The sequence below is a fragment of the Micromonospora sp. BL1 genome (assembly GCF_003667485.1).
GTDB lineage: Bacteria > Actinomycetota > Actinomycetes > Mycobacteriales > Micromonosporaceae > Micromonospora > Micromonospora tulbaghiae.
The window spans coordinates 1-17,155 of the sequence record NZ_RCVK01000250.1 but is presented as its reverse complement, the minus strand read 5'-3'; the positions used below and the strand labels follow the sequence as shown (position 1 = coordinate 17,155).

The following is a 17,155-nucleotide window of genomic DNA, read 5'->3' as shown; positions in this document are numbered from 1 at the left end:
GGGTTGAGCAGGGGTGAGAGTGGCGACGTGGGCGTTGCGGGTGGTCGGAGATCCTCGGGGTACGTGCGAGACTAGACAACCATGAGCGACCCACGGATCACCTCGTCGATCTTCACCCGCGGCGCGGTCGACCTCAGCGCGCTGCGCACCCCCGCACCGGCCGACACCTCCTCCGCCACACCGTCCCAGGGCGCTGGGCCGACCGGGCTGCCGGGCAGCCCCGCCGGCTCCGCCGCCGTGATCGACGTGACCGAGGCGAACATCCAGTCCGAGGTGCTCGAACGCTCGCTCACCACACCGGTCGTGGTCTTCTTCGGCGCCGCCGGCTACCCGGAGAGCGACCAGTTCGCCCCGGTGCTGGAGCGGCTGGCCGCCGAGGGCGGCGGAGCGTGGTTGCTGGCCCGGGTCGACGTGCAGCAGCAGCCGCGCCTCGCGCAGATGTTCCAGCTCCAGACGCTGCCAACCACGTACGCCATCGTCGGTGGGCGCCCGATCGACGCCTTCCCCGGCCCGGTGCCCGAGTCGCAGTTGCGACAGTGGCTCCAGGCGGTCCTGAAGGCCGGTGGCGTCACAGTCGCCGAGCCGGAGGACCCGCGCCTCGACGCCGCCGACGACGCGCTGATGAGCGGTGACCTCGACGCCGCCGAGGCGGCGTACCGGAAGATCCTGGCCGAGACCCCGGCCGACGCGGCGGCGGAGGCGGGCCTGGCGCAGGTCGGGCTGGCCCGCCGGGTGGCCGGCGCGGACCCGCAGGGTGCGCTCGACGCCGCGGCCGCCGCCCCCGACGACGTGGACGCCCAACTGCTCGCCGCCGACATCGAGGTGCTCAGCGGCCTCGCCGACCAGGCGTACAAGCGGCTCGTCGGCCTGGTCCGGCGCACCGCCGGGGACGACCGGGACCGGGTACGCCAGCACCTGCTCGGCCTGTTCACCATCGCCGGCCCGGACGACCCCGCCGTGGCCTCCGCCCGACGCGCCCTGGCCAGCGCACTGTTCTGAGTCAACCCGCGCGGGCCGGCGCACCGCCGGCCCGCCCGACCACCGAGGACGGGAGCCCATGATGCGCCGGATCGCCGTCCTCGACGCGCCGACGAACCTCGGACTGCGCCCGCCCACCGCGAGCTCCGTCCCCGGCTGCGCCAAGGCGCCGGGTGCGCTGCGCGACCACGGCCTGCTCGCCCGGCTGCGGGCCCGCGACGCCGGCTGCCTCACCCCGCCCCGGTACGACCCGGGGGACTGGCGCCCCGGCGACGGCGTCTGCCACGCGCCGGAGATCTCCGCGTACTCGGCGGCGCTCGCCGACCGGATCGGCGCGATCATCGACCGGGGCGAGTTCCCGCTGGTGCTCGGCGGCGACTGCTCGGTGCTGCTCGGCTCGGCGCTGGCCATGCACCGCCTCGGTGAGGCGGTCGGCGGGCGGATCGGGCTGGTCTTCGTCGACGGCCACTCCGACTTCCGGCACCCCGGCAACGCCTCCTACGTCGGCGCGGCAGCCGGGGAGGACCTGGCCCTGGTCACCGGCCGGGGACAGCCCGACCTGGCCGCGATCGAGGGCCGGCGGCCCTACTTCCGGGACATCGACGTGGTGGTGCTCGGCATCCGCGCGCAGGACGAGTACCGGCTCGACCTCCAGGCCGCCGGCATCACCACCCGGCCGGTGCCGGCGCTGCGCGCCGAGGGTGCCGCCCGGACCGCGCAGTGGGCGCACGAGCAGCTCGTCGACTGCGCCGGGTACTGGGTGCACATCGACGTGGACGTGCTCGACCCGGCGGTGATGCCCGCCGTGGACGCGCCCGACCCGGGCGGCATCGCCTTCGCCGAGCTGGAGATCCTGCTCGCCGGGCTGGTCGACACCCCGCACTGCCTCGGCGTCGAGCTGACCGTCTTCGACCCCGACTACGACCCGGACGGGGCGTACGCGGCCGAGATCGTGAACACGGTGGTGGCCGGGCTCGCCCCGGTGGTCGCGCCGGGCGCCGTGCCGCCCCGGCTGCTGCCGGCCGGGCCGGTCGCGCCGGCGCCCCGCGCCGCCGACAGCCGGCCCGAGCCCGAGCCGCTGCCCGCCCCGGCTGCCGTACCGGCGCCGGCGGTCGCGGTGGAGCCGATCGGCCCCGACCCGACCGCCGCCGACGACCTCGGCGAGGACCCGCTGGGGCCCGGCCTGCTGCGCCGCGCGCCCGCCGGGGACGAGCCGGACCCGGCCCGCTCCGGCATCGACATCGCCTGACCGGTACGCCTCAGCGCGCCGCCCGGCCGGACCGGGCTCGGCTCAGGGCCGGGCGGTGCGGAACCCGCTCAGCTCGCGGCGAGGCCGCGCAGGAACTTCTCGGCGATCGGCGCGGCGACCTTCGAGCCCGCCCCGCCCTGCTCGACGAAGACGGCGAAGGCCACGTCGCCCTGCCAGCCGACGAACCAGGCGTGCGTGTGCGCCGGGTTGTTGTCGTACTCCGCGGTGCCGGTCTTGCCGTGCACCGGCTCGCCCGGCACGTCCGCCAGCGCGCTGCCGCTGCCCGAGGTGACGACCCCGCGCATCATCGACTTCAGCGCCGCCACCGACTCCGGCTTGAGCGCCTCGCCGGCCGGCGCGGGCTTGGCCGGTGCCGGGTCGAGCAGCAGCTTGGGCTGCTCGAACTTGCCCCGGGCCACCGCTGCCGTGGCGCTCGCCATCGCCAGCGGGCTAACCAGCGTGGTGCCCTGGCCGATCGCGGCGGCGGCCTGCTCGGTGGCCGGGCCGTTGGCGGAGATCTTGCCGGTGAACGCGTCGGTGCCGAGATCCCACGCGGCCTCCAGGCCGAGCGTACGGCCGGCCTGCGCCAGCCCGTCCGGGCCGAGCTTCGGCGCCAGCGCCACGAACGCGGTGTTGCACGACTTGGCGAAGTCGGTGGCGAACGGCACCGCGCCCAGCTCGAAGTTGTCCGAGTTCTTGAAGACCCGGCCCTCGACCGTCGACGTCTTCGGGCAGTCCACAGTCGTCTGCGGCGTCACCGCGCCCCGGTCGAGCAGGCCGAGCGCGCTGACCATCTTGAACGTCGAGCCGGGTGGCACCTGGGCGGTGAAGGCGAGGTTGTCGCCCGCCGCGCCCGGGCCGTTCGCGGCGGCCAGCACCGCGCCGTCGCTGATCCGAACGGCGACCAGGGCGGAGCGGCGGGTCTGCCCGCGCAACGCGGCGTCGGCGGCGTTCTGGGTGGCCGCGTCGATGGTGGTCTTCACCGGCTGACCCGGCTTCGGGTCGGCGCGGTACAGCTCCGTGCCGGTCGGCTCCACCTTGCCGTCCGGGGTGGTCCGCTCGGTGATCACGGTGACGCCGGGGACGCCGCGCAGCCGCTCGTCGTACCGGCCCTGGAGACCGCCGTGGCCGACCAGGTCGCCGCGCGCGTACCGCTCGGGGTGGGCCTGGAGGTCGTCGGCGGTGGCCTGGTCGACCGAGCCGAGCAGCGCCCGGGCGAACTCGCGGGTCGGCGCCAGCATGAGCTGCTCGGAGACGAACCGGGTGCCGGGCAGGTCGTAGATGCGCGGCTTGATCTGCCGGTACGCCTCGTCGCGCAGCGTCACCACCTCGACGAGCCCGTCCGCCTTCGCCTCCTTGAGTCGCTTGGGCAGGTCGCCCAGGTCGACCGGCGGGGTGAGCGCGGGCCGGATCGCCTTGAACGCGGCGTCCAGCTTCTTGACCAGGCCGGGCACGTCGGTGACCTCGCCGGGGACGACCTGCACCCGGACCACGGGGCGCGGCGCGACGATCGGCTGACCGGCCGCGTCCAGCACACCGGCGCGCTGCGCCGGCTCCCGCCGTAGCGCGATCTTGTCGCCGCTCTCCAGCTTCTCGTACACCACCGACGGCTCCCAGATCACCTGCCACTTGTCGTCGCCGCCGCGCTTGAGGCGTACCGGATTCTCGTAGGCCCAGGTGCCACCGCCGGGCAGTGCCCAGCTCACCTTGATCCGGGCGGTGGCCACGTCCCCCTTGGTGGTGATGTCGCCGGTGCGCGCCAGCTCGGGCGGGTCGGCCGCGAGCGCGCCGCTGAGCGCCTGGATCTGCTTGGTCACCTCGGCGGCGGGCACCCGCCCGCCGGCCGGCTCGACGAAGCCGACCGCCTGGAGGTCGCCGGAGTGCCAGCCGCCGAGGAACGCCTCGACGGCCGTCTCCGGGCCGTCGTCGCCGGAGCATCCGGTCAGCGCGCCGGCCGAGACCAGCACGGCGGCCAGCGCCGCGAGGACGCGGTGACGGGTGTGGCGGTGGGGGCGGACGGGGTACGACACGGGCATGAAGCGGTCCCTCCGGTGCTCAACTGCCCTGCACGCTAGTACGGCCCGGCGTTCGCCACCGCCCCGCCACGGCCTCCGGCAGCGCGAGAAGCGGCGTGTGGCAGTGTGATGAACATCGCCAGCCGGGGTACTCCGCGAGCGGCCGACCACGGACCCGCAACGGGTGAAAGGACAGAGTCCCGATCCGGACGTCCGGCCAGTGGTCCGCCGCGGGAGGTACCACGCGGTAGGGCCTAGGCTGGGCGGCAGAGTGACCCACAACGCGGTGGGTCGAGGGGAGTGGCACCGATGGACCGGCGTCCGGCGATCAAACCGGGACCCGACCTCCGGCAGGCTGACACCGGCCGGGACGACGACAGCTTCGATTCGGCGACCGACGGAGACGGTTTCAGCCGTCTCGACACAGGAGTGACCGGGATGACCGGTTCCAGCATCGACACCCTCTACGACCTGGGCCTGCCTGCGCAGGCACTGGCCGACGAGTCGGAGGACGCCGAGCTGGACGAACCCGTTCCCAACGCGGAGCGGCTGGTCGCCCAGGCGGTCGCGCTGGCCGGCGACGACCACGACGCGGCCACACTGGTGGACCGCTTCTGGCGGTTCGCGCCGGACGAGGAGCTGATCGGCTTCACCGCCGAGGAGATGCTGGAGGCGGCCCGGGCCCACCGGGACCTGGCCCAGCAGCGGGTGCCGGGCGAGCTGAAGCTCCGCATCCACGAGCCGGACGCCGAGCAGCACCACACGGTCGTCGAGATCGTCACCGACGACATGCCGTTCCTGGTCGACTCGGTGACCGCCCTGCTGAACTCCCGTCACCTGGACGTGCACCTGCTGGTGCACCCGCTGGTCGTGGTGCGGCGCGAGCCGCTGGGCCGGCTCACCGAGGTCTCGGCGGACGTGGAACCGGACGACGCCATCGCCGGTGACCTGGTCGAGAGCTGGATGCGGATCGAGATCGACCCGGTCCGCGACCCGGCCGAGCGGGAGACGCTGCGCCGCGAGTTGCAGCGGGTGCTCACCGACGTGCGCGAGGCGGTCGAGGACTGGCCGAAGATGCGGCAGCGGGCCCTCGCGCTCGCCGACGAGCTGGCCGCCGCCCGGACGTCGGACAACCGCCCGCCGGTGCCGGAGAAGGACATCACCGACTCGGTGGAGCTGCTGCGCTGGCTGGCGCACGACCACTTCACGTTCCTCGGCTACCGGGAGTACCGCCTCGTCCACACCGACGGCGCGCGCGGCGGGCAGGCCCTGGAGGCGGTGCTCGGCACCGGGCTGGGCATCCTGCGCTCCGACTCGCCGGAGGCCCGGTCGCTGAACTCGATGACGCCCGAGGCGCACGAGAAGGTGCTGGAGAAGCGCCTGCTCATCATCACCAAGGCCAACTCGCGTGCCACGGTGCACCGTTCGGCGTACCTCGACTACATCGGCTTCAAGATCTTCAACGAGGCCGGCGAGGTGGTCGGGGAGCGGCGTTTCCTGGGCCTGTTCTCCACCGCCGCGTACCGGACCAGCGTGCAGGAGCTGCCGGTGGTGCGGCGGAAGGTCGCCGAGGTGCTCGACCGCTCGGGCCTGAGCCTGCGCAGCCACTCCGGCAAGGACCTGTTGCAGATCCTGGAGACCTACCCGCGCGACGAGCTGTTCCAGATCAAGACCGACGACCTCTACCACGCGGTGATCGGCGTGCTGCGGATGGCGGGCCGCCGGCAGCTGCGGGTGTTCCTGCGCCGCGACGCGTACGGGCGGTTCATCTCCTGCCTGATCTACCTGCCGCGGGACCGGTTCACCACGCAGAACCGGCTGCGCATGCAGGACATCCTGCTGCGCGAGCTGAACGGCGTCGGCGTCGACTACACCACGCGGGTGACCGAGTCGATGCTGGCCCGGGTGCACTTCATCGTGCGTACCGACCCGAACAACCCGCCCGGTGACATCGACGCCGACCTGCTCGCCGAGGAACTGGCCGACGCGACCCGGCTCTGGGACGACGACTACCGGCTGGTGCTGGAACGCAAGCTCGGCGACGAGCAGGCCAAGCACCTGTTCGCCCGGTACGCCGACGCGTTCCCGGAGGGCTACAAGGACGGGCACACGCCGTACGAGGCGATGAAGGACCTGGCGAAGCTGGAGCTGCTGGAGGAGCCCGGCCAGCTGGAGATGCACCTGTTCCGCAAGCAGGCGCCGCCGCGTCCGTACGCCGCCCGCGCCGCCGACGCCGACGACGCGATGGACGTGCGGTTCAAGGTCTACCGGTACGGCGAGCCGATGATGCTCTCCGCCGTGCTGCCGGTGCTGCACTCGCTCGGCGTGAAGGTGGTCGACGAGCACCCGTACGAGGTGGAGCGCGTCGACGGCCGGATCTGGCTCTACGACTTCGGTCTGGAGCTGCCCGAGCGGCACCAGGACCTGGCCGAGGTGCGCCCGCACGTGGAGAACGCCTTCGCCGCCGCCTGGCGGGGCGAGGCCGAGGTGGACGGCTTCAACGAGCTGGTGCTGCGGGCCGGGCTCACCTGGCGGCAGGTCGTCGTGCTGCGCGCGTACGCGAAGTACCTGCGGCAGGCCGGCACCGTGTTCTCCCAGGAGTACATGGAGCAGACGTTCATCGCGTACCCGCAGATCGCCGAACTGCTGGTGAAGCTGTTCGAGACCCGGTTCGCCCCGGGCGCGACCACGCTCGACGAGCGGCGGCAGCGCAGCGGCGAGCTGGTCGACGCGATCGGCGAGGCGCTGGACGAGGTGGCCAGCCTCGACCAGGACCGCATCCTGCGGGCCTACCTGACGCTGATCCAGGCCACGCTGCGCACCAGCTTCTACCAGAAGCCGGTGGGCGGGCGGCCCAAGGCGTACGTGGCGTTCAAGCTGGACCCGCAGGCCATCCCGGACCTGCCGGCGCCGCGGCCCAAGTTCGAGATCTTCGTCTACTCGCCCCGGTTCGAGGGCGTGCACCTGCGGTACGGGCCGGTGGCCCGCGGCGGCCTGCGCTGGTCCGACCGGCGCGAGGACTTCCGGACCGAGGTGCTCGGCCTGGTCAAGGCGCAGATGGTGAAGAACGCGGTGATCGTGCCGGTCGGCGCCAAGGGCGGCTTCGTGCTCAAGCAGAAGCCGGGCGACCGGGACGAGGCGGTGATCTGCTACAAGGAGTTCATCTCCGCGCTGCTCGACGTCACCGACAACATCGTCAGCGGCGAGATCGTGCCGCCGGAGGACGTGGTCCGGCACGACGGCGACGACCCGTACATGGTGGTGGCCGCCGACAAGGGCACCGCGACGTTCTCCGACATCGCCAACGAGATCTCCGAGGCGCACAGCTTCTGGCTGGGTGACGCGTTCGCCTCCGGCGGCTCGGCCGGCTACGACCACAAGAAGATGGGCATCACCGCCCGGGGCGCCTGGGAGTCGGTGAAGCGGCACTTCCGGGAGCTGGGCCACGACACCCAGACGCAGGACTTCACAGTGGTCGGCGTCGGTGACATGTCCGGCGACGTGTTCGGCAACGGGATGCTGCTGTCGCAGCACATCCGGCTGGTGGCCGCGTTCGACCACCGGCACATCTTCCTCGACCCGGACCCGGAGTCGGCCCGGTCGTGGGAGGAACGCAAGCGGCTGTTCGACATGCCCCGCTCGTCGTGGGAGGACTACGACCGCGAGCTGATCTCCGAAGGCGGCGGCGTCTACCCGCGTACGGCGAAGTCGGTGCCGGTCTCGCCGCAGGTCCGCGCGGTGCTCGGCCTCGACGAGGACGTCACGCAGCTCAGCCCGCAGGAGCTGATGAAGGCGATCCTCACCGCGCCGGTCGACCTGTTTTGGAACGGCGGCATCGGCACCTACGTGAAGGCGTCCAGCCAGACCAACGCCGAGGTGGGCGACAAGTCCAACGACGCCATCCGGGTGGACGGCAAGGGCCTGCGCTGCCGGGTGGTCGGCGAGGGCGGCAACCTGGGCTTCACCCAGCAGGGCCGGATCGAGTACGCCTCGACCGGCGGCCGCATCTACACCGACTTCATCGACAACGCGGCCGGTGTGGACTGCTCCGACCACGAGGTCAACATCAAGATCCTGCTCAACACGGCGGTGGCCGACGGTGAGCTGGACCGGCCGGAGCGCGACGAGCTGCTGGCCCAGATGACCGACGAGGTCGCCGATCTGGTGCTGCGGGACAACTACGACCAGGCGCGGGCGCTCAACAACGCCCAGGCCCAGGCCGCCTCGTTGCTCCCGGTGCACCGGCGGATGATCAACGAGTTGGAGCGGTCCGGCGCGTTGAACCGGTCGCTGGAGGCGTTGCCGTCGGACGAGGAGCTGGCGGTCCGCACCGAGAGCGGCCTGACCGCGCCGGAGTTCGCGGTGCTGCTCGCGTACGTCAAGATCGTGCTGGAGCGCGAGATCGTCGGCGAGGGCCTGGCGGACGAGGAGTGGACGACCGACGTCCTGGTCAACTACTTCCCGACGCCGCTGCGGCAGCGCTTCGCCGACCGGATGGGCCGGCACCGGCTGCGCCGGGACATCGTCACCACGGTCCTGGTCAACGAGGCGATCAACCGGGGCGGCATCTCGTTCGTCTTCCGGGTGGTCGAGGAGACGGCCGCCTCCGCGGCGGACGTGCTCCGGGCGTACGTGGTGGTCCGCGAGGTGTTCGGCCTCCGTGACCTGTGGGACGCCGTCGAGGCGCTGGACAACAAGGTCTCGCCCGAGTTGCAGACGGCGGTCTACCTGGACACCCGGCGGCTGCTCGACCGCGCGGTGCGCTGGCTGGTCACCAACCGGCGCTCGCCGATCGACGTGCCGGCGGAGATCGCCCGGCTGCGCGACGGTGTGGCCCGGCTCCTGCCGGACCTGGAGCACCGGTTCTGGGGCACCGAGCGGGAGGCCATCGCGGCGCACATCGAGTCGCTGGTCGGCCGCGGGCTGCCGCGTGACCTGGCCGAGCAGGCGACCCGCCTGATGTACAGCTTCGGCCTGCTCGACATCGTCGAGACGGCGCAGGCAACCGGGCGGGACGTGAGCGAGGTGGCCTCGGTCTACTTCGTGCTCTCCGACCGGTTCCGGGTCGACGCGCTGCTGTCGAAGATCTCCCTGCTGCCTCGCGAGGACCGGTGGCAGACCCTGGCCCGGATGGCGCTGCGCTACGACCTGTACGCCGCGCTCGCCGCGCTCACCGCGGAGGTGCTCGGGTCCACGCCGGAGGATGTGCCGCCGGTGGAGCGGGTGCAGGAGTGGGAGCAGGCGAACGCCACCTCGATCCACCGGGCGCACCGGGCGATGGGGGAGTTCGACGAGTCCCGCGCCGACCTGTCCGCGCTGTCGGTGCTGCTGCGCCAGATCCGTACCCTGGTCCGGACCTCGGCGGCGGCCTGACCGCTCCGACGCGCGTGGCCCGGTGGTCGGTTCCCCGACCACCGGGCCACTGCCGTTCCCGGCCTCAGCCCGTCATCGCCGCGTAGACGACGATGTTGTTCAGGTAGCTGCCGGCCGTCTTGTCGAACACCCCGCCGCAGGTCACCACGCGCAGGGCGGGGACGTCCGACGGGCCGTAGACCTGCGCGGCGGGAAAGGCGGTCTTCGGGTACGACCCCACCTCCCGCACCGTGAACGTGGCGGCCGAGCCGTCCTGCCGGGCGACCACGATCGTGTCGCCGGGCACCAGCGCGCCGAGGTTGAAGAACACCGCCGGGCCGAGCTGGGCGGAGTCGACGTGACCCACGATCACCGCGTTGCCGGACTCGCCCGGGCTGGCGCCGGGGGAGTACCAGCCGGCCTTCATGGCCTGGTCCAGCGGGGGCACCTGGACCGTGCCGTCGGGATTCGTGCCGAGCGACATGATGGGGGCCTGCACCCCGATGCGGGGGATCGAGATGGTTACCGGCACCGACCGGGGGAGCGGAGCCGGGGCGGGGCCCGTCGCCGTCGGGGCGCCCGGGGTGGCGCCGGGGCCGCCCGTCGGTGGGCCCGGTGTCGCCGGGCCGATGCCGCCCCCGGCGACGTCCGCCGTCGGTCGGCCGGTGCTGCCGGGCACGGGCCGGGCGGCGTCCGGTGTCGCCTGTCCCTCCGCGTCCGGGTCGGCGTACGTGCCGTCCGGGTCGGTCTGCGGGCCGGTGGTGACCGGGCCCGCCTGCGAGATCGGCTGCGGCGGTGCCGGCGGCGGGACGGTGCGCACGGACGCGCCGATCAGACCGGCCCCGGCCATGGCGAGCAGGACGACGACGGCCGCGCCGACGGCACGCCACGGACTTCCGTGACGGCCGCCGGCCCGGGTCGTCGTCCGGTCAGACCAGGCCACCGGCCCGCCGCCGGCGCAGCAGCACCAGGCCGCCCAGCGCCGCGGCGCCGATCATGCCCGCGCCACCGGTGGCGAGGTCGCGGTCCACGCCGGTGGTCGTCATGCCACCGTCACCGCCGTCGACCCCACCGCGCGGCAGGACCACCAGCTCGCCCTCACCGCAGGTGCCCCGCAGCTCGTAGCGGCCCGGCCGGGCGTCGTGCGAGACGGTGGCCTCGCCGTAGTAGACGAAGTCCTTCCCGTGCTCCCAGCCGTCCTTGCCGTAGTCGCCCTCGGCATCCTTGCCGTAGTCGCCCTTGTCGTCCTGCCAGGCGCCTCCGCTCGCCTGCCAGTCGTCCTTGCCGTCCTGCCAGTCGTCCTTGCCGTCCTGCCAGGAGCCGTGCTCGTTCTTGCCGTCCTTGCCCTTGTCGTCCTGCCAGGAGCCGTGCTCGTCCTTGGCGTCCTTGCCCTTGTCGTCCGGCCGGCCGCCACGGTCGTCCTTGCCGTGCTCGTCCTTGGCGTCCTTGCCGTACCGGTCCTTGCCGTCGGGGCCGTGCGCGTCCTTGGTCCAGTCCGGCGCGCCCCGCTGCTCCTTCTCCCAGCCCGGCTCGGCGTCCTGGCCGTACTCGTCGTGCCCCTGCCAGTCGCCCGGGTCGACAGCAGCGCCGGCGCCCGCGCCGCCCGGCTGCGGCTGTCCTCCCGGCTGGCCGGCCGGCGGCTGGGGCTGGTTCGCCGGCGGCTGCGGCATGCCGTCGCCACCGGGACCGTTCCCGCCCGGCCCGTTGCCACCCGGCCCATTGCCGCCGGGACCGTTGCCACCCGGCCCGTTGCCACCCGGGCCGTGCCCGTCCCCGCCGGGCTCGCCGCGGCCGTCCGGACCCTTGCCGTGCTCGTCCTTGCCGTCGGGGCCCTTGCCGTGCTCGTCCTTGCCGTGGTCGTCCTTGCCGTCCGAGCCCTTGTCGTCCCAGCCCCAGTCCTGGTCGCCACCCCGGTCGGCCCAGTCGCCGTGCTCGCCGTCGCGGGCCGGGTGCAGGTCGACCTTGCCGGTCACCTTCGACCAGACGGTGGCGTGCTTCTGCGGCTCGGAGCAGATCGCGAGCAGCTCGACGGTGTCCCCCGCCTTCACCACGTGGGGCTTGGCGATGACCTTGCCCTCGTCGTGCCCGCCCGCGTAGGCCATTCCCGGGGTGAACGCGAGAAGGCCGGCTCCGCCGAGGGCGGCGCCCGCGACCACCTTCCCGAGCATCTTCTTAGCCATGACCAGCGTCTCCATCCCTGTTCGTCCTGAGCCCGACGTCAGTCGAGCTAAGGCCGACGTTAGACCTTTTCGCGACTTATCCGGGGAAAGTTTCGCTTTTAGGGATTTGCCGATGTTGGGGCGGTCCGCGTTTTCCGCGACGCCGCGCGCCGATCGGGCACCCTTCGGTGCCGCTGGGGGGAACGCGGTGAGAGCCTTCGCGCTGTTTCGGCACTTCGTGGCGTTCCGTCCGGGCGGGTGCCGGCGGGCCGCGGCGGTAGGGTGGGCGGCAGGCGTATCGAGGCATTGCCATGGAAGCGCTCCCATGCAAGAATCGCTGCACGCGGTTCGGGGAGCCACACCGCGAGCTCAGGCGTCGAGGGCAGCCGGTACCAACCGGCCGACGTCGGCTCCATCGGCCGGTCCTGCGGACCGGTCGGCACCGCCACCCCCAAGCGCCCGTCCGGGTCGGGCGTCCCCCGAAGAACCCCCTGGCGCGCACGGCCGTCCCCGCAGGACGACCGCCGCCGCCATTTGCGCCGGGCCGTACGCGGATCCGGTCTCGCCCAAGGAGATCAGTGGCATGAATCTGTGGAGAAGGCTGTCCGGCCGGAACCGGACGCTTGCGCTCACCGGCGCCGGCGTCCTGGTAGCCGGTGGACTGGTGACCCTCCCGGTCACCGCGGCGCAGGCCGCCACCCAGTGCAGCGTGACCTACACGACCAGCGACTGGCCCGGTGGATTCACCGGCAACGTGACCATCAAGAACATCGGTGACGCGCTCAGCTCGTGGAGCCTCGGCTTCACCTTCCCGAACAGCTCGCAGCGGGTGGTGAACGGCTGGTCCGCGCGGTGGTCCCAGAGCGGTCAGAACGTCACCGCGCAGAACGAGTCGTACAACGGGTCGCTCGCCAGCGGCGCCAGCACCACCATCGGCTTCAACGGCTCCTGGAGCGGCAGCAACCCGAAGCCGACCCAGTTCACGCTCAACGGCACGGTCTGCAACGGCGGCACGCCGTCCACCAGCACCCCGCCGACCAGCACGCCGCCCACCAGCACGCCGCCCACCAGCACGCCGCCGACGACGGCGCCGCCGCCCACGACGGCCCCGCCGCCCACGACTCCGCCGCCGGGGCAGCGGGTCGACAACCCGTACGCCGGTGTGAAGGGGTACGTGAACCCCGAGTGGAAGGCCAAGGCCGAGTCGGTGTCCGGCGGCAGCCGGGTCTCCAACAACCCGACCGCGGTCTGGATCGACCGGATCGCCGCCATCAACGGCACGCCGGACAGCAGCTCCAACGGCGCGATGGGCGTGCGTGACCACCTGGACGCCGCGGTCGCCCAGGGCGCCGGCTACATCCAGTTCGTCATCTACAACCTGCCCGGCCGCGACTGCTCCGCGCTCGCCTCCAACGGTGAGCTGGGCCCGGACGAGCTGCCCCGCTACAAGGCCGAGTACATCGACCCGATCGCCGCGATCCAGGGCGACTCGAAGTACCGGAACCTGCGCATCGTCAACATCATCGAGATCGACTCGCTGCCCAACCTGGTGACCAACACCTCGGGCAACGCGGGCGGCACGGTCATGTGTGACACGGTGAAGGCCAACGGCGCGTACGTGAACGGTGTCGGCTACGCCCTGGCGAAGCTGGGTGCGATCGGCAACGTCTACAACTACATCGACGCCGCCCACCACGGCTGGATCGGCTGGGACAGCAACTTCGGCCCGGTCGCCGACCAGCTCAAGGCCGCCGCCGTCGCGTCCGGCAGCACCGTCGCCAACGTGCAGGGCTTCATCGTCAACACGGCGAACTACTCCGCCCTGAAGGAGCCGTACGTCAAGGTCACCGACTCGGTGAACGGCCAGACCGTCCGGCAGTCCAAGTGGATCGACTGGAACCAGTACGTCGACGAGCTGTCGTTCGCCCAGGCGTTCCGGCAGAAGCTGGTCTCGGTCGGCTTCGACAGCAACATCGGCATGCTGATCGACACCTCCCGCAACGGTTGGGGCGGCTCCGCCCGGCCGACCGGCCCCGGCCCGTCGACCAGCGTGGACGCCTACGTCGACGGTGGCCGGGTCGACCGGCGCCTGCACACCGGCAACTGGTGCAACCAGGCCGGCGCGGGTCTCGGCGAGCGGCCGCGGGCCAACCCGGAGACCGGGATCGACGCCTACGTCTGGGTGAAGCCCCCGGGTGAGTCGGACGGCTCCAGCAAGGAGATCCCGAACAACGAGGGCAAGGGCTTCGACCGGATGTGCGACCCGACCTACACCGGTAACGCCCGCAACGGCAACAACATGTCCGGCGCCCTGGCCGACGCGCCGATCTCCGGCGCGTGGTTCCCGGCCCAGTTCCAGCAGCTCATGCAGAACGCGTACCCGCCGCTCTCCTGAGTCGCGGCCGGACCACCCGCGGCGGCGGGAGTGAGGCACCGCCGCGCGGGTTCCCCGGGCCCCTGGTCGACGCCCACGTCGGCCAGGGGCCCTCGGCCGTTCCGGTGTCAGGGAACGGTGCGCTCGATCGCCGCCCGGCCCAGCTCGGCCAGGTCGCGGCGGGCCCGTTCCAGGTTCTCCGGCGTCACGTCCTGGCCCCGGGCCTGCACCAGGTCCTCCGGGTCCCAGGGCTGCTCGGCGCCGGTACGGATGTCGTCCGGTGCGGCGCCCGTGCCGGTGCCGGTCGCGCCGGTCCCGGCCGCGTACGGGTCACCGATGAGGTTCGGCGACCCGGTGTCCGGCACCGCGCCGTCGGGCTCGGTGAAGGTGGGGTTGTCCGGGTCGGTGCCGCTGTTGCGCAACTGGGGCACCGTGCTGTCGTCGTCCACCGCCGCGGCCACCTCGGGGGTCTCCTCCAGCGGCCGCTCGCCACCGCGGTCACGATCGGTCATGCTGCTGCCCTCCTGTCCCTTCGCGTGATCCCCGTGGCCTACCCCGTGCGGGCCGCGCCATGCGGGCGGAGGGGGTCAGGACTCGTCGCGCTGCGGCTCCGGCGCCTCGGTCGGGCGCAGCCGCTGCCACAGCAGCATCAGCAGGCCGAACACCAGCATCGCCGCGCCGGCCCACAGGTTGATCCGGACGCCCTGCGCCTTGTCGATCTCGGCGGACGTGTCGAACAGTCCCATCAGGCCGACGATCAGCCCGTACACCACGAACAGGCCGCCGATGACCCGGCGGATGTCGAACAGCCGGGCCGCGGCGGAGCGTTCCTCCCGGGCGTCCTCGGTCTCGTCGACCAGCGGGTCGTGCGCCTCGCCGCCCTGGTAGTGGCGGTCCGCGTTGTCTGCCATGGCGTGCGTCCCCTCCTTCAGAAGACCGGGATGTAGAACAGGGCGGCGAGGATCACGGCGACGACGCCGAGCAGCACCGGGGAGCGGTACCAGGCGGTGTCGCCGGCCAGCGAGTCGTCGGCGAGCGTCGTGTCGCTGAGGCCGTACACCAGTCCGGTCAGCTCCCGGTCGGTCTTCGGCCGGGTCAGCGGCGTGACGATCGCGGCCACCACCGCGACTGTGGCGAAGGCCAGGCCCGCGCCCCAGAAGCTCTCCTCCAGGTCCGAGTTGAAGCTGATCACGCCGCCCTTGTAGAGCAGGTACGTGGCGGTGGCCACGACGGTGCCGGACAGCAGCGACCAGAAGCCGGCCAGTGGAGTCATCCGCCGCCAGAACATGCCGATGATGAACGTGCCGAACAGCGGCGCGTTGAAGACCGAGAAGAGCGCCTGGATGTAGTTCATGATGTTGCTGAACCCGGCCGCGATGAACGCGGTGCCGATGCCGATCACCACAGCGCCGACGGTGGCGATCCGGCCCACCTTCACGTAGTGCTCGTCCGGCTTGTCCGGCCGGAAGTACGCCTGCCAGATGTCGTACGTGAACACGGTGTTGAACCCGCTGACGTTCGCCGCCATGCCGGCCATGAACGAGGCCACCAGGCCGGTGACCGCGATGCCGAGCACGCCGTTGGGCAGCAGGTCGCGCATGAGCAGCGGGATCGCGTTGTTGTAGACCAGGTCGCCCTCGTCGGCGCCCAGCCCTTTCACCGTGACCAGGGCGATCAGGCCGGGGATCACGGTGACCGCCGGGATGAGCAGCTTCGGGTACGCGGCGATGATCGGCGTACGCCGGGCGGCGCTCATGTTCCGCGCGGACAGCGCGCGCTGCACCTCGGCGAAGTTGGTGGTCCAGTAGCCGAAGGAGAGCACGAAGCCGAGGCCGAACACGATGCCCAGCCAGTGCGCGCCGAGCGGGTTGTCGGTGCTGCCGGTGCCCTCCCACGCGTGCAGTCCGGCCTCGCCGAGTTTGGAGTCGCGGACCGCGTCCATCAGGCCGCTGACGCCGCCGACCTTGACCAGTCCGATCACCGTGATCGGCACCAGACCGGCGATGATCACGAAGAACTGGAGCACCTCGTTGTAGATCGCGCCGGAGAGCCCGCCGACGGTGATGTACGCCAGCACGATCACCGCGCCGACGATGATCGCGAACCAGAGCGGCCAGCCGAGCAACGCCTGCATGATCAACGCCAGCGCGTACAGGTTCACGCCCGCGATGAGCACCTGCGCGACCGCGAAGCTGATCGCGTTGAGCAGGTGGGTGGGGCGGTTGAAGCGCAGCCGCAGGTACTCGGGGACGCTGCGGACCTTGGAGCCGTAGTAGAACGGCATCATCACGATGCCGAGAAAGACCATCGCCGGCACGGCGCCGATCCAGTAGTAGTGCACGGTCATGATGCCGTACTGGGCGCCGTTGGCGGCCATGCCGATGATCTCCAGCGCGCCCAGGTTCGCCGAGACGAACGCCAGGCCGGTGACCCAGGCGGGCAGCGAACGGCCGGAGAGGAAGAAGTCCACGCTGGTACGGATCGCGCGCCGGGCGGCGAAACCGACGCCGAGCACCGTGACGAAGTAGAGCGCCAGGATCAGATAGTCCAGGGCGTTCATGTTCAACCGCAGGCCGCCACCGCCCATGCCCGTGCTCCCCTCGTGTGCACCGCTGCCCGCACGTACCCCGATTGCGAAGTTTCATACCTGCTGTTCGGTCCGGGCACGGGGAAGCCCCGGCCGGGTCACCGGCCGGGGCTTCGTCACGGGTTCTCAGCGGCCGAGCACGCGGTCCAGGAAGTCGCGGTAGCCGCGTACGGCCACCCGGAGCTGCTCGGTGTCGGTGGAGCCGGACTCCTGCCAGGCGCCGAGCCGGGTGCGCTGCTCGCGCAGGGCGGTGGAGAGCGCCTCGATCGCCTCCTCGACCAGCGACTCCGCCTCGCCGACGGCCGCGCGCGGGTCGTCCACGAAGCGCAGCTGCACGTCGCGCCAGCGGTCCCGGAAGCCCTGTGCGGCCTCCGGCGCGAACAGCGTCGCCGCGTCGGCCGGCACCGCGCCGGGTGCGGGCCGAGCCGCGCCGGCCAGGCC

At 72.4% G+C, this 17,155-nt stretch carries 10 protein-coding genes and 1 pseudogene; 4 read left to right on the top strand and 7 right to left on the bottom strand.

The window, feature by feature from the left end; genetic code table 11:
- Positions 1 to 81: 81 nt before the first annotated feature.
- Both EAD96_RS17260 and EAD96_RS17255 read left to right on the top strand, forming a co-directional pair.
- Complete coding sequence (locus EAD96_RS17260) at positions 82 to 999, top strand: tetratricopeptide repeat protein (protein WP_120573460.1); 918 nt, start codon at positions 82 to 84, stop codon at positions 997 to 999.
- A 58-nt stretch (positions 1,000 to 1,057) separates the two neighbouring features.
- Complete coding sequence (locus tag EAD96_RS17255) at positions 1,058 to 2,227, top strand: arginase family protein (protein WP_120573461.1); 1,170 nt, start codon at positions 1,058 to 1,060, stop codon at positions 2,225 to 2,227.
- Between the two features lie 68 nt (positions 2,228 to 2,295).
- On the opposite strand, the gene EAD96_RS17250 is transcribed toward EAD96_RS17255, so the two are convergent.
- Positions 2,296 to 4,263, bottom strand: a complete 1,968-nt coding sequence (locus EAD96_RS17250) for a penicillin-binding transpeptidase domain-containing protein (protein WP_121685046.1) — start codon at positions 4,261 to 4,263, stop codon at positions 2,296 to 2,298.
- Positions 4,264 to 4,551: 288 nt separating this feature from the next.
- Between EAD96_RS17250 and EAD96_RS17245 the strand changes: the two genes are divergently transcribed.
- Complete coding sequence (locus EAD96_RS17245) at positions 4,552 to 9,615, top strand: NAD-glutamate dehydrogenase (RefSeq protein ID WP_120573463.1); 5,064 nt, start codon at positions 4,552 to 4,554, stop codon at positions 9,613 to 9,615.
- Positions 9,616 to 9,679: 64 nt separating this feature from the next.
- On the opposite strand, the gene EAD96_RS17240 is transcribed toward EAD96_RS17245, so the two are convergent.
- Positions 9,680 to 10,444 (bottom strand): class F sortase, encoded by a 765-nt coding sequence (locus EAD96_RS17240; RefSeq protein ID WP_121685047.1) that lies wholly within the window; start codon positions 10,442 to 10,444, stop codon positions 9,680 to 9,682.
- 79 nt (positions 10,445 to 10,523) lie between these two features.
- On the bottom strand, positions 10,524 to 11,789 hold the full coding sequence (locus EAD96_RS17235; RefSeq protein ID WP_121685045.1) for a hypothetical protein: 1,266 nt from the start codon (positions 11,787 to 11,789) through the stop codon (positions 10,524 to 10,526).
- Positions 11,790 to 12,336: 547 nt separating this feature from the next.
- Between EAD96_RS17235 and EAD96_RS17230 the strand changes: the two genes are divergently transcribed.
- On the top strand, positions 12,337 to 14,148 hold the full coding sequence (locus EAD96_RS17230) for a glycoside hydrolase family 6 protein (protein ID WP_120573465.1): 1,812 nt from the start codon (positions 12,337 to 12,339) through the stop codon (positions 14,146 to 14,148).
- Between the two features lie 107 nt (positions 14,149 to 14,255).
- Here EAD96_RS17230 and EAD96_RS17225 read toward each other — a convergent pair whose 3' ends face one another.
- The 4 genes and pseudogenes from EAD96_RS17225 to EAD96_RS17210 all read right to left on the bottom strand — a co-directional run.
- The gene (locus tag EAD96_RS17225; protein WP_091422838.1) at positions 14,256 to 14,639 is read right to left on the bottom strand and encodes a hypothetical protein; all 384 of its coding nucleotides are present in this window, start codon (positions 14,637 to 14,639) and stop codon (positions 14,256 to 14,258) included.
- Between the two features lie 75 nt (positions 14,640 to 14,714).
- On the bottom strand, positions 14,715 to 15,038 hold the full coding sequence (locus EAD96_RS17220) for a hypothetical protein (protein ID WP_091422840.1): 324 nt from the start codon (positions 15,036 to 15,038) through the stop codon (positions 14,715 to 14,717).
- Positions 15,039 to 15,055: 17 nt separating this feature from the next.
- Positions 15,056 to 16,714 (bottom strand): sodium:solute symporter family protein, encoded by a 1,659-nt coding sequence (locus EAD96_RS17215; RefSeq protein WP_120573466.1) that lies wholly within the window; start codon positions 16,712 to 16,714, stop codon positions 15,056 to 15,058.
- Between the two features lie 126 nt (positions 16,715 to 16,840).
- A pseudogene (locus EAD96_RS17210) lies at positions 16,841 to 17,155 on the bottom strand (hypothetical protein); the annotation flags it as partial.